We start from the raw sequence: 19,180 nt of genomic DNA, 5'->3' as shown, positions 1-19,180 counted from the left end.
CCGGCCGGCGCGGAATCAGATCGCTGCTTCGCCCGATTCACCGGTACGGATGCGCACCACCTGTTCGACCGGCATCACGAAAATCTTGCCGTCGCCGATCTTGCCGGTGCGCGCCGCCTTGATGATGGCCTCGACCGCCGGCTCGACCGTCTCGTCGGCCACGATGACCTCGATCTTGATCTTGGGCAGGAAATCGACGACGTATTCGGCGCCGCGATACAGCTCGGTATGGCCCTTCTGGCGGCCGAAACCCTTGACTTCAGTCACCGTCAGGCCGGTCACGCCGACTTCCGACAGGCCTTCGCGAACTTCGTCGAGCTTGAAGGGCTTGATGACTGCTTCGATCTTTTTCATGCGGGAGTCTCCTCGGTGAGGCCGCGAAGTATAAAGGCTTATGAGCCTTCCGTCGGCACCCCCCGGAATCGGCGGCTCGCAGCGTCGTTCGCGGATCCCGTCCGCCGGGTGACCCATCGACAGGGACATCTGCAGCACTCAGTGATAAAGGCAACACCGCGGCCGACAATGACGAATGCCTTTGACAAGCCGACGGCATAATGCGCGCTGTCGCCTGCGCCAGAGTCCGCCATGTCCGCCCTCACCGCCCCGCACAGCACGCTGCGCACGAAGACCGTCGTCCTGATTTCAGTCGCCATGATGCTGTCGGGGTCCGCCAACGGAGGGTCCGACCCACGCGCCGTATTCGAGCGCGCCTCGTCCAGCGTGTACGAGCTGCATCTGCAGGACGAGAACGGCGTTGCCGAGGCCGTCGCCAGTGCGTTGTCACTGGGCGGCGGTCGTTTCGTCACCCGCTGCGAAACCGGCTGGAACCTGCAACAGCACACCCTGCAGCTGCGCAAGGACAGCACGGTCCTCGTTGCACGACTGGAGTCGCGCGACGCGCAGAACGCACTGTGTGCGCTGGTCGCCGACGGAGCCCGCAAGCTGCCGGCCCCCAGGCTCGCCGGCCTGCCATCGGCCGGGGACACCGTCTATGCCGTCAGTAACGGCCTGGGACTTGGCACCGGCATTTCGGAGGGCGTCGTGTCGGCAATACGCGGTGCCAACAACGAACGGCGCATCCAGTTCACGGCAGCCATCTCCCCGGGCTCCGAAGGTGGCGGCCTGTTCGACGCCAGCGGCGCGCTGATCGGCATGATCGAAACGTCCAGGCGCGAAGGCCAGAACATCAATTTCGCCATCGAGGCGCGCCAGCTTGCCGGCGTTGCCCAGCGCGCCGCCGTCATCGACGCGGCCGCCCAGGAACAGTCACGCTTTGCCGCCGAGGCCGAGCGCCTGGTCGCGGAGCAGAAATGGACCGAACTGCTGCAGCATGCCGATCGCTGGTCCAAGCGTCACCGCACGAGCGTGGACGCGCAGATCGCAAAAGCACAGGCCAACGAGGGCTTGAACAGAACGCCGGCGGCCGAGGCCGCCTATCGCGCCGCACTCGCGCTGGACGCCAGCCATCGCCAGGCGGCCTTCGGCCTGTGCCGCACCCTGATCGGGCAGCAGAAGACCGACGACGCGCTGACCGCTGCCCGGCGGCTGACTGCCGATTTCGGTGACGAGCTGGACGCGTGGCTGATGCTGGCTTACACGCAAGCGATGGCGAAACGCCTCGATGAAGCGGAAGCGTCCTACCGTCACGCTCAGCAGCTGTATCCGTGGTCGAGCGGCCCGCTTGACGGCCTCGCCCACATTGCAGCACTCCGCGGCGACACCGCGGCGTCGCTCGACTATCGCCGGCGAGCGCACCACCTCGCGCGGAACGACACCGGCGCAGTGATGCGACTCGCCGACGCATACCTGGCCGCCCGGAAGCCCGAACGGGCGCTGGAGCTCATCCTCGGGCAAGGTGCGTCGGCGGATACCGATGGCGATCTGCTGTATTTCCGCGGCCGCGCCTTGGCGGCGCTCGGGCGCCCGCAGGAATCGTCGCGGGTGCTGAGGCTCAGCCTTGAGCACAAGCCCCGGTCACCCGCCTGGGTGTGGTCCGCCATCGGCGAGAACGCGTATGCCCAGCAGCGATAGACGGAAGCGATCGCCTCTTTCCGCACGGCGATCGCGCTGTCGCCGGACGAACCCCTGTGGCGCTGGCGGCTCGGTCTCGCACTGAAGGACTCCGCACGTTTCGACGAGGCGATGGACATCTTCAAGCGCTGGGCCAAGGACTTCCCCAAGGATCCGGACGGCTGGCGACAGATCGGATTCATCCACGCCAGCACGAACCGGAATGCCGACGCGGTGAAATCCCTGGAGCACGCCATCTCGATCGACCCGTCGCAGATCCAGGTATGGCAAGCGCTGGTCGAGGTATACTACAAGCTCGATCGCCACGAAGACGCCCGCCGGGCATACGGCCGGCTGCGCGAACTGGACCGCGAACGCGCCGAACTTGCCTACCTCTGCTGCATCGTGCCGCTGGAGATCACGCGATGATGCGCCGCGCCTTCATCCTGCTGCTCGCCACCCACGGCCTGCCGGCCTCGGCCGACACACCACCGGCGGCATCGGTAAAAGCCGCACTGTCCGGGGTGGTGACCGTCCGTGCCATCGACATCGAGGACCGTATCGCCGGCGAAGGGAGCGGTGTGGTGATCGCACGCGCGACCGTCATCACCAATTGCCATGTCATCCGCTACGCGAAATCGATCTCGGTGAATGACGGCAACAAGACCCACAGCGCCCGCTGGACCCTCGGCGATGTCGAGCGCGATCTGTGCCGGCTCGAAGTCGACACGCTCGACGCGCCTGCGGTCTCGCAGCGGGCGGGCGCCACGCTCGCTGTCGGCGATCGGGTGCATGCGATCGGCAACCCGCTCGGCCTGGGTGTCTCGGTCAGCAGTGGCCTGGTATCCAATCTGCTGACGGGCGACAGCGCCCCGATCATCGTCGTGTCGGCGTCGCTGTCGCCGGGCTCCAGCGGCGGCGGCCTGTTCGACGACCAGGGCCGGCTGGTCGGCATCACCACCGGCACCATGGTAGCGGGACAGAACACCAATATCGCGCTGCCGGTCGAATGGATCGGCGACCTCGCCCAGCGAGGAACGGCGCCGCCGCCACCCTTCGTCGTACCCGAGGCCGAACCTCGCTGGGCGGAAGAGGCAGAGCGGCTGCGCTCGTCGGGTGACATGGCTGCCTTGGCCGAATGGTCAAGCCGCTGGATCGACGCCCTGCCCGATACGTCCGAGGCCTGGCGCCTGCGTGGGCTGGCCAGGATGAACCTCGGCCGCTACGACGAAGCCGAGCGCGACCAGCTGCGCGCACTCGAACTGCACGAGCGCAACGCCGACGCCTGGGTCGAACTGGCCGACGTCCGGCTCGTCGGCAAACGCCCGGCGGAAGCCGCGGCCGCATTTGCCCGCGCCAAGGAGGCCCAGCCCCTTTCCGGCTACCCGTATCGGGTCGAAGGCCGATGGCGGATGCGGCAAGGTGACGCGCGCGCCGCCCACGAACTGGCGAATCAGGCCATCAGGCGCAGCCCGAATGACGACGACGCCTGGGCGCTGCTGGCGGAATCGCATGACGCGCTCGGCCGGCCAGCCGAAGCCGCACGTGCATGGCGCATCGCCCTGCGGCACCAGCCGGGGCAGGTGTCGTGGTCGGCCGCACTGGCGCGTTCGCTGAAGGCCGCGGGACAGACCGACCAGGCGCGCGCGGTGCTCTCGACCGCAAGTTCCGGCAGCGAAAACGTGGCCACACTGATCGCGCTCGCGCACGAGTCGCTGGCGCAGAGCCGCTATACCGAGGCCGAACAGTCGCTGCGCAAGGCACTCGCCATCGCACCCGCGTCCAACGATGCCGCGGCGCCGCTGGGCGCCCTGCTGATGGACAGCGGGCGTGCAGAAGAAGGGCGGAAGATGATCGACGCGGTACTGGCGCGCGATCCGGATCATCGCGAAGCGCAGTTGAGCCTTGCCCGGCATCTGGCGAACACCGGCGACCGCGCGGGGGCCGCGAAACTGCGTCAACGGGTCGTTGCGCGCCACCCCGATGACGCAGCGGCCCTGCGCGAGCTGAATCAGGTGCAGAGCCAGCTCGGCGACTGGCCGGGCGCACTTGCCAGCGCCCGCAATCTGGCCCGTCTGCCCGGCGCCACGGCGCCGGACCAGATCGCGTTGAGCGAAGCAGCGCTGCGTGCCGGGCTGATAGACGAATCGCGCACTGCACTGACGCGCGCCGAGGCGGCCGCGCCTGAAAGTCTCGAAGTGCTGCTCGCCCGCTGCGCACAATACGGTCGCGAGCAGGATCACGCGCGCTCCCTCGACTACGCGACCCGCGCGACCCAGCGCCATCCCACCGCGGGTCCGGCCTGGAGCAGCAAAGGCTATGTGCTGATTCTGCTGGGCCGCCCGGCGGAGGCGGTGGAAGCACTCGAAGTCGCGGTGCGGCTCGACCCTCAGACCGTCAACGGCTGGATCAATCTGGGCCACGCGCTGATGCTGAAGCGGGAAGTCGGCCGCGCGATCGAAGTGCTGGAGCGCGCCGAGCAACTGGCACCTGAGTCGCCCGACGGTCAGTTCTTCCTCGGTCAGGCTTACGGACAGAACAGGCAGTTCGCCAAGGGCATCGCGGTGCTGGACCGCCTGACGGCGCGCTACCCCGGCTTCCTGAACGCCTGGCATGTGAAGGCGCTGGTACACGCCAACGCGCGCGACGCCGCCGGCCTGCGCAGCAGCTACCTCGGTTTGCGCCAGCAGAACGTCGCCGCAGCACAGTCACTGCGTAACGACATCCTGACGAAGATGCCGGATTTCGCGGCGGCGGTGAGCGATCCATGAAGCGCCCCCTCCGTCGTTATGCAGAGGGACTCCGTACCAAGAGCGACATCTTTGAGATGCCACTGTCAGGCCACTCACCCCGTGGCCCGGCAACGTCGCCGCAGTCAATCGCATTTCAGAAGAAATGCGTACGCCACTCAGGCGCTTTCTTTGGCGCCTTGTGCATATGCGCTTCACCGCCCCCCCCGCAAACCGACCAGAGACCGACGTGAATGGCAGCGTCCCGCAAGGTCTCAACGGCACCACCGCTGCGCCACGAATGCATCACATGCCCAGGCCGACGAACCAGCGGAACAGCAGGTTGTAGTCGAGCTGCTCGACGAGCTGACGCTCGCTGCAGATGGTGAAGAGGATCTGCGCGAGCAAAACACGCAGGAACTGCTCGGGCGGAATCGACCGGCGCCCGGTATGAAAGCAGCGTTGTTCGAACAACGCGCTCATGCTGGCGAGAATGCTGTGCGCAGCTGATCCTTCGGAATGCGTTGTTCCAGGCTAACGTAGCTGAACACCGACGCCTGGGAACTCTATTGGCCGCCCATGGGAAATCGGGAAAAGAAGGAAGACGATTCGGAGAAGGAGTCTGACTCAAAGCCCGCGCTCCGAGCAGGTGTCGGAGTTTCGCACAAGCCTGCTAGAAAAACCGGGCGACTCAAATCATGACGACCTAGAAAAAAGAGGGATACAGACTTTCCGCAAAAGGGTAATATTCCGATTCAACAATCTATTGAGCTATTTGACCAATCAGGAGACGTCCAATCTCGGGGAGATAACCGTCATGAATATTGCATCAAGAATTCCACTTCTGGCGCTCTTTTTTCTTTTTTCATCGTGTACGATCACACGCCCGACTACCACCCAACTTGTTCTGAGCGAACCTCCGCTATTCGTCGTTTCCAAGCCGTTACGCTACTCTACGAAGGACGGAAAATACGAGATCGTGGTGCCTATTGGATTCGTCACTGACTTAGCGAGCATTCCAAGATGGCTCTGGTGGTGGCAGGGGCCCCATGAGGCGACCATGGCGCCGGCCATTATCCACGACTATCTTTACTGGGAGCAGTCTTGCACAAAGGATGAGGCGGACGCGGTCATGTACCTTGCAATGGAAGAACTGTCGGTGAAAAATATTGAAAGCATCTACATTGGGATCAGAAATTCAATTGCAGAAATGGCATGGAAGCGTAATAGCGAATCACGAGCGACGGGCGAGACTCGCTTCTTCACTCAAGATTACGCTGAACGACTTATGCGAAGCCATGCAGACCCGAAGTCCACTTGGACTTCGCTCCAAGCAGACGCCGCGAAGCAAGATGGTCTACTGCACCCGCCTTTCCCAAACCCGAAGGTGAAACAAGCCTGCGCGGCAGCGTTCACACAATTCAAGCAAAAACAAAAACATCCTCATGAACAGATTAATATTGAATTTCTTAGGCTCTTCTAGATACATTGAACACCAACAACCTAAGAACGCTGAAGTCTTTTATTTCTAAACACCAATTGTTACTCTAGTGGACTTTTACCAATGAACGCCGGCTAACCCGCCAAGTTCGGCTAACCGCTGGTGCGCAAACGCACCCCGACTCTGGCTTCCACTGACCGAGGGAATCCCGATCTTGCAGCAGCCGCCCGATCAACCGGTCCGTGACGTCTATATGTCTGATTCAGATATACTGGCAGCAGGTTGAACATGAGAGTCTGTCCCCTGATCTTCTTCGAACAGAGGCTCGGCATGCGCATACAGCTAAATTAGGTCACGGCATCTCTTTGATCGGTGTAGTGGGACCGCTTACGACAGCCCAATCGTTCCAATTATTGTCTGCGCCAAGAAGCCCCCCTCCCGGCTGCGCTTTCAAAAGGCGAAGCGCAACGACCGGGCCAAGCGACTCTATCACATAGGTTGCGCTATCCGTCTTGGTCACTTTAAAGGAGGATTGCGTGTCCGAAAATATCTTTGAGGATAGCCCCTCAAGCTTAGCGTCGATCTGCGGCGCCAGTTCGTTCGAGGCTTTTACCGTCGCCTTAATCGAATCAAGAACCACATCTGCAACGACAACTACGAGCGCGCCCTGAGCAAGCGCTTTTTGCAGTTGCATTTTGGTTGGACTGACACCTCCCTCGTTGTTAATATAAGCAATAAAGTCAGGTTTACTAAGATAACGTTTCGTTGCCTTACCAAACTCTAGTTCAACCTTATTTGCCGTCTTATAATCGAGCCCAATCCCAAGATTAAGAACTTGTTGAATCCGTGGTAGCGCCACTTTGAATGCGTAGTCATTTGCAGAATCCGCATCCAACTTTACCGCCCCGCCGCTGCCAATTTCTGCGTAATTTATACCTCTAACAGTAATGTTCAAGCTCTCCACAGCACTATTAGGCGCAATACCTCCTTGAGCACCAAGGCACTTCCAAGTCGCACATAGGAAGTCTTTGTCCGAAACGGACGTGCCCGGCGTGGAGGCAACGAAAGCGGTTGCAACGCCGAATGAGTTCGTCGGATAGCTCAACACTTGAAAATCTCTGACATCCTCCCCAATTGCTTTCTTGAGCGCAGTTACATAATCTCCACTTGGGGACGGGCAGGCGGCAAGAATGAATGAGGTCGCCATAATCAAAGTGCATTTAATTTCTAGGCGAAGATATCTACTCATGTCGACGTACCTCCTTGATAAGCTTCTTGGCTTCTGAAATTGGCACCACCGTAGTTTCATTGACACAGAAACAGATGCCATTTATGCGCCTCTCCCTCCATACGGGGGGCTGAGATAGTTGCTTCTCCAACATAAACGCTGATTCGCCATCCAAAAGTAAGGCAGTAAACCCTCGCGAGGAATCTGTGGGGTCAGGATCAAAGATATATTCAGCCAGCGTTGCGCCAAATACCGACGGAATCTCGACCGTGACTGTAAGGCGTCCGCTCATTAATGCGGCGTCAGACGTGCTGCCCTCCGGCGTCACAAGATAATTACCGACAGATGCATACAATTTGGCAGGTGAAGAAGCGCCGGCTGACCAGTACTTTCCTAGGTAAGCTCTATTTACATCTGCGCTGCCGACTAGCCGATTCCGTGCAGCTATGGCATTAGGGACGTTTGCCTCCGAAGCCCATAGCAATCGCCCTACCAGTAATTTTGTTGCAACCACCGGGGCGGCAAAACTAGCGCCCTGTGTCTGCAAACCAGTGCATCCGCCCATTGTTCCTAAAACAACGCCGTCATCAATCGTGGTGACGCCGAAGCCTTTTTCGGAGTACATGCCACGCGGAACACCATCTCGATCGAAATAGCCCACTAGCACAGTTCCAATTAGTTCACGGTAGAGATTGAAGGTACTCAGCGGCTCTTTATTGTAATGAGTGCGCGCCTCAATAGCACTCGCCTCGTTTAGCACCGCACTAACAAGACTCGCATGTTCGTGAAGGATGATCTCTTTCGGAAATACGGCATCGGCTGCCAAAGTATAGAAGGATCCTGACACCACCAGTGTTGAAGGGTCTTCCGACAGCATCCCGTAAAGCGCTTGGAGAAATAAGCCTGGGACTTCAACTGAATCTAACGCAACTCCTGAAGGAGAGGGAGAGTTCATTAACGCGCTTAAGGCCTGATTGTAGTTTTTTAGCGCGTTTCCTCGGAAGGACCTATCTATCCAGTCTTTAATGAGCTGAGTGTTACGTGCTCGGTCCGCGTAGAAATCAACCGAAATCTTTTGAATCCGCCCCACTTCATTAGCGAGCCCAAGAGACTTCAGAGTTTGCACTGCTTTGTCATAGACAAGATCCCCATGCTTACAACCCTCCGTACTGGAGAAAACATCAAGCAAATAGAGTTTTCCAGGGCCTGCCTGCGTGACTTTACGGAGTTGCTCTGGGTTAAGTTTAAATGGAGATTTAGTCGCTTCCGGATATTCGTCGGCCGAGACTTTACTTAGAGAGCGCGCAATAGGGGTTTGATTAAAATTGATAATATAGTGCGTCGTATCGGGGAGCAAGGAGAACGCACCATCTCGTATTTTACTCCGCAGCCATGGAATACCGCCCACCTCTTCTAATTGATCGGCATCTACTCCGATCAAGGTAGTTGCAGCTCGCCGCTGCGTCGTTGTGGATAACACTGCTTCGTCAGAGAGAACGGCATCGCGCGACCACAGAGCGGCGTTCGATGTAGTAGAGGGTGCTGCAATAGTGTAAGACCAGCTTTGTTCTGTTACGGAATCATACGATGCGAGATAGCGCTTCGTATTGCTTGCGTTCAGGACCTGAGCAATTGCCGGCGAACTACCTCTGGTTAGGGGGCGTCGAATGAACTGAGGCACAAGAAAGGTCTGTCCTGGTCGAAGCTTGGTGGGGTCAACGTTGTTTAGCTTGATGATCGAACTAACAATCTCTGCCTGAACCTGACGAAATGGAGCAGCACCACGCTTATCTGCGTAACCGTATGTGCGTGAGACCAATTGGTTCAGGGTGCTCTCTCCAGGCTTCAACGAAATCGACTCGGTGGCGCCCAACCTCTCGGCCTCGTCCAGCAATAGCTTCCTGAACGGAGCAAATTCGTCTTCAGCAAACCGATCTAGATCGACCATTAGCAGGAGTTCGAGGCTTCCACGTCGATTAACTTCAGCGTACGCAGGCGATTCGATAGAAACGCCAAACCATACGACGATAGCAGCGCAAATTTTGAGGATGCCAACGCTTCTACGCATAGTCAGTACCCTTTGCAGCGACACTTGACACTAGACGAATAGCATCCGTATGAAATCATCCATTTGTATGAGCCGCCCACCCACAATTCCCTTGAACCTCTCTCGCGATCACTGGGCTCATTGGGCTAACAGGCTGATGAGAAACCCCGACTCCTGCTCGTGTCGCGGGTTTTGAGGCAGACTCCTGCCCCGAATCGTCTTCCCACTTTCCCGATTTCCCTTGCGTGACCAATAGAATCCCCAGGCGTCGATGTCCAGCTACGTGAGCCGGGAACAACGCGTGCCGAAGGACCACTCGTTGCGCACCCTGCGCGCTCTGGACGACGGCATCCGTGCCAACATGAGCGCGCTGTTTGATCAACGCTCGTCACATACCGGGCGCTGGTCGATTCCGCCCGAGCAGCTGCTGCGTGTTTTGCTCGTGCAGATCCTTTTCACCATCCACAGCGAGCGTCAGCTCGTCGAGCAGCTCGACTACAACCTGCTGTTCCGCTGGTTTGTTGGTCTGGGCATAGGCGATGCGGTGTGGGAACGCAACTCTTCAGCATCAATCTCGACCGTCTGTTTGATACCGACGTCGCACGCCAGTTTTTCCGCCGCGTACTGCATCTGACCGAGAGGCAGGGCTTCGTGTCCGACGAGCACTTCAGCGTTGATAACACTCTATGTTTAAGATCTAAGCCTGTCACACGAGCTTCGTACCCAAGGATGACGGTGATCCAGACAAGCCGATAGGACGAGACACGGATGCGAGTCAAACAGATAACACACACCGCAACGCGCCAGAGCACCAGCCACTCAGTAGCGGGGTTGTAAGACAAGGGCCGGTTCACCGAAGTGAGGCGCCAGTACATGGAGGATGCGCTGTCCGAGAACCGCAACGTGCTCCTAGTCGGCGTCGAGAAGCATGCAGACTACAGGGCATGTCGATCAGCAGGGGACATCGCTAAGTACTATCTGAGCAATTTCCGGCACCGAACGATCTCGCCTTGCGTAAGGAGTTGAATCGTCATGACTACGCGGCATGCCATCAGAAAGAAGGGCCGCGAGCGCTTCCTCGTGGAGAGCTTCGCCCGGTCTTCGCGAATGGATATGAAAGTAGTCGCTGAGACTGAACCGCCCGACTTCATCGTTGAATTTGAAGGTCGCCAATTCGGACTTGAGGTGACGGAACTGTTCGTCAATGCCCTCGCCGGGCCCAAGTCCCTTCAGGCATTCGAATCGATAGCAACACGCATCGCCCGGCGGGCACGAGCGCTCTACATCGCGTCGAATGCACCGCCAGCTCATGTCAGCGTCCGTTTCATGCCGGGCGCGGACTTGGGTCGATCGAATCGCGAAGCGACCGCTCGAGCAATCGCGACCTTTGTCGCGGGTCTGCAAGTTGATGAGGGCCGTTACGTCAGATGGTATCCAGAAGATGGCGAGAACACACTGCCCGACGAGATCGCATTCATCCATATGCTCGGCGTTCCGAACTACGACATGGGGCACTGGGTCGTACCGCGCGCAGGCTGGGTTGCGCCGTTGACCGATGCAATCGTTCAGACCCGCATAGACCAGAAAGCACTTTGCCTTCCGGCCTATCGTGAGGTCATTCAGGAAAACTGGTTGTTGCTGGTGTCTGACAGAACCCGACCGTCGCAACTGTTCGATCTCGGCGACAAGCTGAATCCCGACCGCATCCACAGCCCTTTCTCGCGCACCTTCTTCTTCGCCTATCCGGAAGATGTCGTGCTAGAACTCGGTGGTCGCGGGGCGTAAGCCTCAGTCCTCGTCCCGATACCGATTCGTAATCGGATACCGCCAGTCCTTGCCGAACCCCCGCTCCGTCACCCGCACGCCCGGCGGTGCCTGACGGCGTTTGTACTCGTTGCGCTTCAGCAGCCCGATCACCCGTTTCACGTCGTTCTCGGCGAAGCCGGCGGCGATGATTTCGCGCGGCGACTGGTCGCGCTCCATGTAGGCCTGGATGATGGCGTCGAGGATTTCGTAGGCGGGCAGGCTGTCCTGGTCGGTCTGGTTCGGGCGCAGTTCGGCCGACGGCGCACGGGTCAGGATGTTGTCCGGGATGTCGTGGCGCTGGCTGTTGCGCCAAGCGCAGAGGCGGTAGACGAAGGTTTTGTAGATGTCCTTGATCACCGCGAAGCCACCGGCCAGGTCGCCGTAGAGCGTCGAATAGCCGACCGCCATTTCGCTCTTGTTGCCGGTGGTGAGCACGATGGCGCCGGTCTTGTTGGACAGCGCCATCAGCATGATCATGCGGGCACGGGCCTGCACATTCTCTTCGGTGGTGTCGGCGGCGGCGTCGCCGAACAGCGGCTTCAGCATCTGCTCGAAGGTCTGCATCGCGGGAGCGATCGACACTTCGTCGTAACGCACGCCGAGATTGCGCACCAGTTCGCGCGAGTCGTCGAGGCTCATCTGCGCGGTGTAGGGCGACGGCATCATGACCGCACGCACGTGCTCGGCGCCGATGGCGTCGACCGCGATGCACAGCGTCAGCGCCGAATCGACGCCACCTGACAGGCCGATCAGCGCCGACCTGAAGCCGTTCTTGCCGAGGTAGTCGCGCACGCCCAGCACCAGCGCTTCGTAACAGTCCTGTTCGACGGTGGTCTGCGGCGGCAGTGGCTGAGCGACGATGTCGCCGGCGCTGAATTCGACCGTGGCGAAATGTTCGCGGCAGTGCGGCGCGCGCCAGGCCAGGCGACCGCGGCGGTCGAGCGCGAACGAGGCGCCGTCGAACACCAGTTCGTCCTGGCCGCCGACCAGATTGCAGTAGACGACCGGAATGCCGGTGGAAAGCACGCGCTCGGCCACCACCTGTTCGCGGGTGACCGGCTTGTTCAGGTGGTAGGGCGACGCGTTGAGCACGGCCAGCAGCTGTGCGCCCGCAGCAGCCGCGGCTTCGGCCGCACCCGGCTCCCACACGTCGGCACAGATGTTCACGCCCACCTTCACGTCCTTGACGTCGATCACCAGCGGCTGCGTGCCGGCGTCGAAGTAGCGTTCCTCGTCGAACACTTCGTAGTTCGGCAGGCGCATCTTGAAATAGGTGGCCTCGACGCGGCCGCCACGGATCACGCTGGCGGCGTTGTACCGGCACTCGCCGCTCGCGTGCGGGTGCCCCACCAGCACTGCCAGATCACGCGGCGCCTCCGCGGCGATGCGGGCCAGCGCGTGCGCGCAGGCGCGGTGAAAGTCCGGGCGCAGCAGCAGGTCTTCCGGCGGGTAGCCGCACAGCGCCAGTTCGGGCGTCAGCAGCAGGTCGGCGCCCTGCTCCGCCGCGCGGTGCGCGGCGTCGAGAATGAGCGCGGCGTTGTGGTCGAGATCGCCGACCACGCAGTTCAGTTGCGCAACGGCGATGCGAAGGGTGCTCATCGCCTCACTCCATGCGCAGGAAGTGTTCGCGGTAGAACTTCAGTTCGTCTATCGATTCGTAGATGTCGGCCAGCGCCTCATGCCGCTGCGCCTTCTTGAACTGCGCGGCCAGTTGCGGCCGCCAGCGCTTGCACAGTTCCTTCAGTGTCGACACGTCGAGGTTGCGGTAGTGAAACCAGGCTTCGAGCGTCGGCATGTGGCGGGCGAGGAAGCGCCGGTCCTGGCAGATCGAGTTGCCGCAGATCGGGCTGGTGCGCTCGGGTACGTACTGACTGAGGAAGGCGATCATCTGCGCGGCCGCTTCGTTCTCGTCCAGCGTCGAGGCGCGCACGCGCTCGGTCAGGCCGGACTTGCCGTGGGTGGCGGTGTTCCAGCTGTCCATGCCGCCGAGCACTTCGTCGGACTGATGCACGACCAGCACCGGGCCCTCCGCGATCACTTCGAGATTGGCATCGGTGACCACGCAGGCCAGTTCGATCACGCGGTCGTTGTCCGGATCCAGACCGGTCATTTCCATGTCCAGCCAGACGAGATGTGTGGGGTCCTGTGCCATAATCGAGAAAATTTCCAAGCGGGATTAATGCGTTCGTCCGAACGCGGATCGGCCCGATTTTGTCACACTCGCGTGACCTGGACTGAGTCTAAATTGACTCTGATCCTGACCGGAACCGCATCCACCCGAGGCAACCCACCATGCTCACCGAAATCTTCGTCGCCGCTCTCGTGCTGACCACCGGCGTGCGCCTGTGGCTGGCCACCCGTCACCGCGCCCACGTCGCCGCCCACCGCAGCGAGGTGCCGGTCGCCTTCCGCGAAGCGATTCCGCTCGATGCCCACCAGAAGGCCGCCGACTACACGGTCGCGCGCGCCGGTCTCGGCCGCGCCGACGTCGTCATCGGCGCGCTGTGGCTGCTGGTGCTGACGCTGGGCGGCGGCCTGCAATGGATGTTCGATCTGGCCGGCCGCCTCGCCGGCGACGGCATGGTGCGTGACCTCGTGTTCATCGGCATCGTCGCCTTCGCCTCGTCGCTGATCGACCTGCCGGTGCTCATGTGGCGCACCTTCGTGATCGAACAGCGCTTCGGCTTCAACAAGATGACGCTGGGCATGTTCTTCGGCGACCAGATCAAGCACGGCCTGATCGGCGCCGCCATCGGCGCGCCGGCAGTCGCCGCGGTGCTGTGGATCATGGACAGCCTCGGCGCCGCCTGGTGGGTGTACGCCTGGGCCTTCTGGCTCACCTTCAGCCTCGCCATGATGGTGCTCTACCCGACCTTCATCGCACCGCTGTTCAACAAGTTCGAGCCGATGCCGGCGGGCGAGCTGCGCAGCCGCATCGAGGCGCTGCTCGAGCGCTGCGGCTTCCGCTCCGACGGCCTGTTCGTGATGGACGGCTCGCGCCGCTCGGCGCACGGCAACGCCTACTTCACCGGCTTCGGCAAGGGCAAGCGCATCGTGTTCTTCGACACCCTGCTCAACCGCCTCGGCGGCGACGAGATCGAAGCGGTGCTCGCGCACGAACTGGGTCACTACAAGCACCACCACATCTGGAAGCGCGTCGGCTGGATCGCCGCCGGCAGCCTCGCCTTCTTCGCGCTGCTCGGCTGGCTGGTCGATGCGCCGTGGTTCTTCGAACAGCTGGGCGTATCGTCGCAGGGCGATGCGATGGCACTGACGCTGTTCGCGCTGGTGATTCCGGTGTTCAGCTTCCCGCTGTCGCCCATCCTGTCGCTGATGTCGCGCAAGCACGAGTTCGAGGCCGACGCCTACGCCGTAGCACAGACCCGCGCCGACTGGCTGGTCACCGCGCTGGTCAAGCTGTACCGCGACAACGCCTCGACGCTGACGCCGGACCCGCTGTACTCGCAGTTCTACGACTCCCACCCGCCGGCCGCGCTGCGCGTGGCGCGGCTGCAATCCACCTGACGATGACCGCACAAGAACTCGCACAACAACACTGCACGCCGCAGAAGGGCGCCCACCGCCGCATCGAGGGCGAGGCGCTCGCCGCGGCCCTGAAGGATCTGCGCGGCTGGATCGAAATCGACAAGCACATCGCCAAGGACTTCCAGTTCACCGACTACGCGCAGACCGTCGCCTTCGTGAACCAGGTCGCCGCGCTGGCTGCGGCCGAAGATCACCACCCGGACATCATGTTCGGCGCCAACCGCGTACGCGTGGTGTTCACCACGCACAGCGTGCGCGGTGTGTCCCTCAATGATCTGATCTGCGCCGCCCGCATCGAGGCGATGCGCGACGCCGCCTGACGGTTTGAAAAAAACTCTGCAGCCGGCCGCCCGCATCGTGTCGGCCCACGGCCGGCACTACGTTGCACGGCTGGAGGACGGGCGCGAACTGCAGGCCTTCCCGCGCGGCAAGAAGTCGGACATCGCCTGCGGCGACCGCGTGCTGCTCGACATCCAGGGCGAGGACCAGGCGCGCATCGCCGAAGTGCTGCCGCGCACCAGCCTGCTCTACCGCAAGGACATGTGGAAGCAGAAGATGGTCGCCGCCAACGTCGATCTGGTCGCCATCGTCGTCGCCACCGAACCGTCGTTCAGCCCGGAACTGATTTCGCGCATCCTCGTTGCGTGCGAAGCGCAGCAGCTGCAGACGCTGATCGTGCTGAACAAGTGCGACCTCACCGCCTCGCTCGACGCCGCCCGCGCTGCGCTCGCACCGTTCCGTGCGCTGGGTTACGAGGTGCTTGAGATGAGCGCGGTCGAAGGCGCGGACGCACTGCGCCCCTTCCTGCGCGATCACACCAGCGTGTTCACCGGCCAGTCCGGCATGGGCAAGTCGACGCTGGTCAATGCGCTGGTGCCCGAAGCGCGCGCCGCGACGCGCGAGGTGTCGCAGGCACTCGATTCGGGCAAGCACACCACCACCTACGCAAAGCTCTACGCGCTCGACGGTGGCGGCGCGCTGATCGACAGCCCGGGCCTGCAGGAATTCGGTCTCGCCCAGCTCGACGTAAACGACCTCGAACAGGCCTTCCCGGATTTCCGTCCGCATCTGGGCACATGCCGCTTCCGTGACTGCGCGCACGACAGCGAACCGGGCTGCGGCCTGCGCGACCACGTCGCACCGGACCGCCTGGCGCTCTATCACCTGCTGCGCCACGAAATCACCACGGCAGCTGCCCCGCAGTACTGAGCAGCGCCTGCGCGCATGTGCAAGGCCCCGTCGGGGTCAGAAGACCCCTCCCACAGAAACCGCTCCGGCCGCGTGTCTGGCGCATATCTCCAGTGGGAGCGGCCTTGGCCGCGACGCGGCCGCTGCATTCCGCCGGCTCCGATACACGCCGCGATCGCACGCATGCACGCTCACTGCAGCATGAAAGTCTCGTACTCCAGCCGCCCCAGCTTCCTGTCCAGCGCCCACAGGCCCAGCATCAGCGTCAGCAGCACCGACAGCGCGTAGCCATAGCCGTAGAAGCTGGCGCCCAGCTGGAATGACAAGGCAGTGAAGGCGATGTTGGACAGACAGAAGAAGCCGCACAGCGCGAGAATGATGCGGCGCTGGTCGAGGTAGAAGAACACGTTCAGCAGCGCCAGCAGACCGACCTGCAGGCTGGCGGCCAGGGTCTGGATGTAGAGCAGCGGCAGGTTCAGTTCCGAAATCTCCAGCACCGCGAACACCGCCGGACCGGCGACGATGGCGGCCAGCATGGCCAGCGTCTGGATCTTGCCGATCTCGGCCAGCCCCTGGCGGATCGAGTACACCATCTCGTCTCGCATGTCCTCGATGTACTCGAGCGAACCGCCGGTGCGCACCGCGTCGAAGAAGCGGTCGTAGTACTCGACGAAATCGGTTTCGATGCGCACCAGGAACACCGCCATGCCCGGAATGATGGACAGATAGGCCATGAACACCGGCAGGTCGTAGATGACCGACGCGCGCAGCGGACCGATGATGGCGTCCGACGTTTCCGGCCAGCTCCAGAACATGAACTTGTCCACCCAGACGCCGAGGTTGTACAGCAGGCCGATCAGCATCAGCGACGGATAGCGCGTCTCGCGGCGGGCGAATTCGTAGGAAATCGTCATCCGCGAGCGGTAGTGCCAGGCGGTGATCATCCACATGCCGACGAACAGCACGAAGTGCCCGAGCACGAATCCGCCCAGCAGGCCTTCGAGCCCCCACGGCCGCGCCGCCAGCGCCGACAGCACGGTGACCGCGTAACCGAGCGCGTAGAGCAGCAGGATGGCGCGGTACATCTTCAGGCCGGACAGGAAGATGGTGGCCACCCAGATGCCGCACAACAGCACGAAGCCGGCCAGCATCAGCAGCCGATAGGACACCGACAGGCCGGCGAACAGCGTGAAGGCGAGCAGCAGCCCGACCACGCCGGCAACGGCCAGCACCCACAGCAGCAGACCGTTGAAGTTCGACATCACGAGGTCGTCGCGCTTCTCGAACAGGCGGTCGGAAATGAAGCGGGTGAAGGCGAGCTGCACCAGCCCGGTCAGGATGAGCGAGCTCGAGATCAGATAGGTGACCGACACCTGGAACTGCGTGATCAGGAATTCCGGCACCACCACCGCGCGCGACAGCAGACCCACCATCAGGATGCCCACGATGGACAGCACCCACGGTCCGGAGCCGATCACGCCGGCGTAGCTGTAGGCCTGGACCAGCCCGAGCAGACTGTCCTTCTTCAGCAGCTTGCGCAGTTCGAAACCGATGCCGGCCATCAGCGCGCTCCGTGTCCGAACGGGCAGCCGCCGGCGCCGCGCGTGTCGCGCGCCAGCGCTTCGTCATAGACGGCGCGGTAGCGGTCGAACATCAGCGCGTCGCTGTAGTAACGCTCGACGCGAGCGATGCCCGCATGCTGCGCCGCCTGCCAGGCCGCACCGTCGTTCAGCAGTTCGAGCGCAGCGTCGGCCAGCGCCTGCGGGTCGGCGATGCCGACCACGCGGCCTGCGGCACCCAGCGCCTCGTCCTCCTCGCCCAGACCATACATCAGCTGGCGGCAGGAGCCGACGTCGGTCGACACGGCCGGCACGCCGGCTGCATAGCCTTCGAGCAACACCAGCGGCAGCGCCTCGGAAATCGACGACAGCACGACCAGACCGATCTTCGGCATCAGCTCGTCTATCTTCTGCATGCCGAGAAAGCGCACGTTGTCGGACAGGCCGAGGCTGTCGACCAGGTTGCGGCACTCCTCGGCGTAGGCCGGATCCTCATCGGCAGGGCCGGCGATCCAGCCCTGCGCCTCGGGCATACGATTGACCACGCGGCGCATCGCGCGCACGAAGGTCTTGATGTCCTTGATCGGCACCACGCGACCGATCAGGCACAGCACCGGCGGCACGACGTCCGGCCGCTGCGCGCGCAGCGGCGCCAGCCGCTGTATCGCCACGCCATTCGGAATGTTGCGCGTGCGCGCTGCGTCCGCGCCGTCGGCCACCTGACGCAGCCGGTTGGTTTCGTACAGCGCGATGATGGGGTCGGCGGCGGCGTAGGTGATGCGCCCCAGCCATTCGAAGAAGCGTATCCACAGCTGGCGGAAGTAGCTCAGCTCCGACGCGTCCTTCTGGAACACGTTGCGGTTGTCGCGTATCCACTCGTTCTGGTAGAGGTCGATCTTGCGTTCCTTGGTGTAGATGCCGTGTTCCGACAGCACCAGCGGACGCCCGGTCGACTGCGCCAGCATGGCGCCGAGAAAGCCGGCGTAACCGGTCGACACGCTGTGATAGACCTTGGCCGGCACCAGCGTGTGCGCGATGCGGGCGAGCTGCCACAGCGGCTGGTGCATGATGCGCACCGTCCAGAAGTAATCGACGAAGCTCGGGTCGCTGCAGTACTTGCGGTAGCGGTCGGTAACGATGTCCCACGACGCTTCGCTGCGCAGGAAGGCGTCGAGATCGATGCGTCCGCCGGGCCGGATGTCGCGGCAGGCTTCGGCGAACAACGCCTCGACGTCAGCGCCGCCATGGCGGAAGGATTCATGCAGCGCCGCCATCCGCTCGAAGGCCTGCGCGTCGCCGGCCATGCCGGATTTGCGGTCGTGCGCACTGGCGCCGCCGCCGAGGTCGTCGTGCAGGTAATGCGCTTCCAGGTGCACGACGTTGTCCGGCAGCGCATAGCGCATGTCGCCGTAGTCGCTGCGCCGGCTGCCGATGAAAACGACGGCGAAACGCAGGTCGGGGTGGGCGCGGATGATCTGGTTCACCCAGCTCGACACGCCACCCGATACATAGGGGAAGGTGCCCTCCAGCAACAGCGCCACGTCGACGCCCTGCTCCGCCCGGCGGATCACCTCACTCACTGGATGTTCCTCCGTCGCTGCCGCACGAAGGGAGGCTGCGGTCGAA

At 62.2% G+C, this 19,180-nt stretch carries 16 protein-coding genes and 1 pseudogene; 9 read left to right on the top strand and 8 right to left on the bottom strand.

Features of this window, described 5'->3' with window-relative positions; all coding sequences use genetic code 11:
- Positions 1 to 15: 15 nt before the first annotated feature.
- Positions 16 to 354 (bottom strand): P-II family nitrogen regulator, encoded by a 339-nt coding sequence (locus WJU27_RS02185; RefSeq protein ID WP_019917638.1) that lies wholly within the window; start codon positions 352 to 354, stop codon positions 16 to 18.
- Between the two features lie 231 nt (positions 355 to 585).
- Here WJU27_RS02185 and WJU27_RS02180 point away from each other — a divergent pair, with 231 nt between their 5' ends.
- Genes WJU27_RS02180 through WJU27_RS02170 form a run of 3 tightly spaced genes read left to right on the top strand, consistent with a single transcriptional unit; the run spans position 586 to position 4,781 of the window.
- A complete protein-coding gene (locus WJU27_RS02180; protein ID WP_341420997.1) occupies positions 586 to 2,031 on the top strand; it encodes a trypsin-like peptidase domain-containing protein in 1,446 nt (481 codons plus the stop codon).
- Between the two features lie 9 nt (positions 2,032 to 2,040).
- Positions 2,041 to 2,439, top strand: a complete 399-nt coding sequence (locus tag WJU27_RS02175; protein ID WP_341421615.1) for a tetratricopeptide repeat protein — start codon at positions 2,041 to 2,043, stop codon at positions 2,437 to 2,439.
- Positions 2,436 to 4,781, top strand: coding sequence for a tetratricopeptide repeat protein (locus WJU27_RS02170; RefSeq protein ID WP_341420996.1), 2,346 nt, complete (start codon positions 2,436 to 2,438; stop codon positions 4,779 to 4,781). The genes WJU27_RS02175 and WJU27_RS02170 overlap by 4 nt, the downstream gene beginning before the upstream one ends.
- 267 nt (positions 4,782 to 5,048) lie before the next feature.
- Here WJU27_RS02170 and WJU27_RS02165 read toward each other — a convergent pair.
- Positions 5,049 to 5,290: pseudogene (locus WJU27_RS02165) on the bottom strand (transposase); the annotation flags it as partial.
- 266 nt (positions 5,291 to 5,556) lie between these two features.
- Here WJU27_RS02165 and WJU27_RS02160 point away from each other — a divergent pair.
- Positions 5,557 to 6,222: a DUF1353 domain-containing protein gene (locus WJU27_RS02160; protein WP_341420995.1), complete on the top strand. Its 666-nt coding sequence runs from the start codon at positions 5,557 to 5,559 to the stop codon at positions 6,220 to 6,222.
- A 310-nt stretch (positions 6,223 to 6,532) separates the two neighbouring features.
- Here WJU27_RS02160 and WJU27_RS02155 read toward each other — a convergent pair whose 3' ends face one another.
- Together WJU27_RS02155 and WJU27_RS02150 are read right to left on the bottom strand one after the other, a co-directional pair.
- On the bottom strand, positions 6,533 to 7,429 hold the full coding sequence (locus tag WJU27_RS02155; RefSeq protein WP_341420994.1) for a hypothetical protein: 897 nt from the start codon (positions 7,427 to 7,429) through the stop codon (positions 6,533 to 6,535).
- Positions 7,422 to 9,476, bottom strand: coding sequence for a hypothetical protein (locus tag WJU27_RS02150; protein ID WP_341420993.1), 2,055 nt, complete (start codon positions 9,474 to 9,476; stop codon positions 7,422 to 7,424). The genes WJU27_RS02155 and WJU27_RS02150 overlap by 8 nt, the downstream gene beginning before the upstream one ends.
- Before the next feature lie 250 nt (positions 9,477 to 9,726).
- Between WJU27_RS02150 and WJU27_RS02145 the strand changes: the two genes are divergently transcribed.
- Both WJU27_RS02145 and WJU27_RS02140 read left to right on the top strand, forming a co-directional pair.
- Positions 9,727 to 10,089 (top strand): transposase, encoded by a 363-nt coding sequence (locus WJU27_RS02145; RefSeq protein ID WP_341420992.1) that lies wholly within the window; start codon positions 9,727 to 9,729, stop codon positions 10,087 to 10,089.
- A 398-nt stretch (positions 10,090 to 10,487) separates the two neighbouring features.
- Positions 10,488 to 11,240 carry a hypothetical protein gene (locus WJU27_RS02140; RefSeq protein WP_341420991.1) on the top strand — a complete coding sequence of 251 codons (753 nt, stop codon included), beginning with the start codon at positions 10,488 to 10,490 and terminating at the stop codon, positions 11,238 to 11,240.
- Between the two features lie 3 nt (positions 11,241 to 11,243).
- Here the strand turns inward: WJU27_RS02140 and WJU27_RS02135 are convergent, their stop codons facing one another.
- A complete protein-coding gene (locus WJU27_RS02135) occupies positions 11,244 to 12,860 on the bottom strand; it encodes an NAD+ synthase (protein WP_341420990.1) in 1,617 nt (538 codons plus the stop codon).
- Positions 12,861 to 12,864: 4 nt separating this feature from the next.
- Positions 12,865 to 13,413 (bottom strand): oligoribonuclease, encoded by a 549-nt coding sequence (gene orn / locus WJU27_RS02130; RefSeq protein ID WP_019917634.1) that lies wholly within the window; start codon positions 13,411 to 13,413, stop codon positions 12,865 to 12,867.
- 140 nt (positions 13,414 to 13,553) lie between these two features.
- Here orn and WJU27_RS02125 point away from each other — a divergent pair, with 140 nt between their 5' ends.
- Genes WJU27_RS02125 through rsgA form a run of 3 tightly spaced genes read left to right on the top strand, consistent with a single transcriptional unit; the run spans position 13,554 to position 16,016 of the window.
- Positions 13,554 to 14,786, top strand: a complete 1,233-nt coding sequence (locus WJU27_RS02125; protein ID WP_020165195.1) for a M48 family metallopeptidase — start codon at positions 13,554 to 13,556, stop codon at positions 14,784 to 14,786.
- 2 nt (positions 14,787 to 14,788) lie between these two features.
- Entirely contained in the window at positions 14,789 to 15,127 is a 339-nt protein-coding gene (locus tag WJU27_RS02120; RefSeq protein WP_341420989.1) for a 4a-hydroxytetrahydrobiopterin dehydratase, read from the top strand.
- 4 nt (positions 15,128 to 15,131) lie between these two features.
- The gene (rsgA, locus tag WJU27_RS02115; protein WP_020165197.1) at positions 15,132 to 16,016 is read left to right on the top strand and encodes a ribosome small subunit-dependent GTPase A; all 885 of its coding nucleotides are present in this window, start codon (positions 15,132 to 15,134) and stop codon (positions 16,014 to 16,016) included.
- Positions 16,017 to 16,186: 170 nt separating this feature from the next.
- On the opposite strand, the gene pelG is transcribed toward rsgA, so the two are convergent.
- Positions 16,187 to 17,557, bottom strand: a complete 1,371-nt coding sequence (pelG, locus tag WJU27_RS02110) for an exopolysaccharide Pel transporter PelG (protein ID WP_341420988.1) — start codon at positions 17,555 to 17,557, stop codon at positions 16,187 to 16,189.
- Positions 17,557 to 19,134, bottom strand: a complete 1,578-nt coding sequence (gene pelF, locus WJU27_RS02105; protein WP_341420987.1) for a GT4 family glycosyltransferase PelF — start codon at positions 19,132 to 19,134, stop codon at positions 17,557 to 17,559. Before pelF ends, pelG begins: the two co-directional genes overlap by 1 nt.
- Between the last annotated feature and the right edge of the window lie 46 nt (positions 19,135 to 19,180).

Source organism: Methyloversatilis sp. NSM2, assembly GCF_038066675.1.
Taxonomy (GTDB): Bacteria; Pseudomonadota; Gammaproteobacteria; order Burkholderiales; family Rhodocyclaceae; genus Methyloversatilis; species Methyloversatilis discipulorum_A.
The sequence above is the reverse complement of the archived record's forward strand: the minus strand, read 5'-3'. Positions and strand labels throughout refer to the sequence as shown.

Bases quoted from the DNA above. Each gene is read 5' to 3' on its own strand.
- WJU27_RS02185 (WP_019917638.1), bottom strand. From the start codon at position 354: ATGAAAAAGATCGAAGCAGTCATCAAGCCCTTCAAGCTCGACGAAGTT.
- WJU27_RS02180 (WP_341420997.1), top strand. From the start codon at position 586: ATGTCCGCCCTCACCGCCCCGCACAGCACGCTGCGCACGAAGACCGTC.
- WJU27_RS02170 (WP_341420996.1), top strand. From the start codon at position 2,436: ATGATGCGCCGCGCCTTCATCCTGCTGCTCGCCACCCACGGCCTGCCG.
- WJU27_RS02160 (WP_341420995.1), top strand. From the start codon at position 5,557: ATGAATATTGCATCAAGAATTCCACTTCTGGCGCTCTTTTTTCTTTTT.
- WJU27_RS02155 (WP_341420994.1), bottom strand. From the start codon at position 7,429: ATGAGTAGATATCTTCGCCTAGAAATTAAATGCACTTTGATTATGGCG.
- WJU27_RS02150 (WP_341420993.1), bottom strand. From the start codon at position 9,476: ATGCGTAGAAGCGTTGGCATCCTCAAAATTTGCGCTGCTATCGTCGTA.
- WJU27_RS02145 (WP_341420992.1), top strand. From the start codon at position 9,727: ATGTCCAGCTACGTGAGCCGGGAACAACGCGTGCCGAAGGACCACTCG.
- WJU27_RS02140 (WP_341420991.1), top strand. From the start codon at position 10,488: ATGACTACGCGGCATGCCATCAGAAAGAAGGGCCGCGAGCGCTTCCTC.
- WJU27_RS02135 (WP_341420990.1), bottom strand. From the start codon at position 12,860: ATGAGCACCCTTCGCATCGCCGTTGCGCAACTGAACTGCGTGGTCGGC.
- orn (WP_019917634.1), bottom strand. From the start codon at position 13,413: ATGGCACAGGACCCCACACATCTCGTCTGGCTGGACATGGAAATGACC.
- WJU27_RS02125 (WP_020165195.1), top strand. From the start codon at position 13,554: ATGCTCACCGAAATCTTCGTCGCCGCTCTCGTGCTGACCACCGGCGTG.
- WJU27_RS02120 (WP_341420989.1), top strand. From the start codon at position 14,789: ATGACCGCACAAGAACTCGCACAACAACACTGCACGCCGCAGAAGGGC.
- pelG (WP_341420988.1), bottom strand. From the start codon at position 17,557: ATGGCCGGCATCGGTTTCGAACTGCGCAAGCTGCTGAAGAAGGACAGT.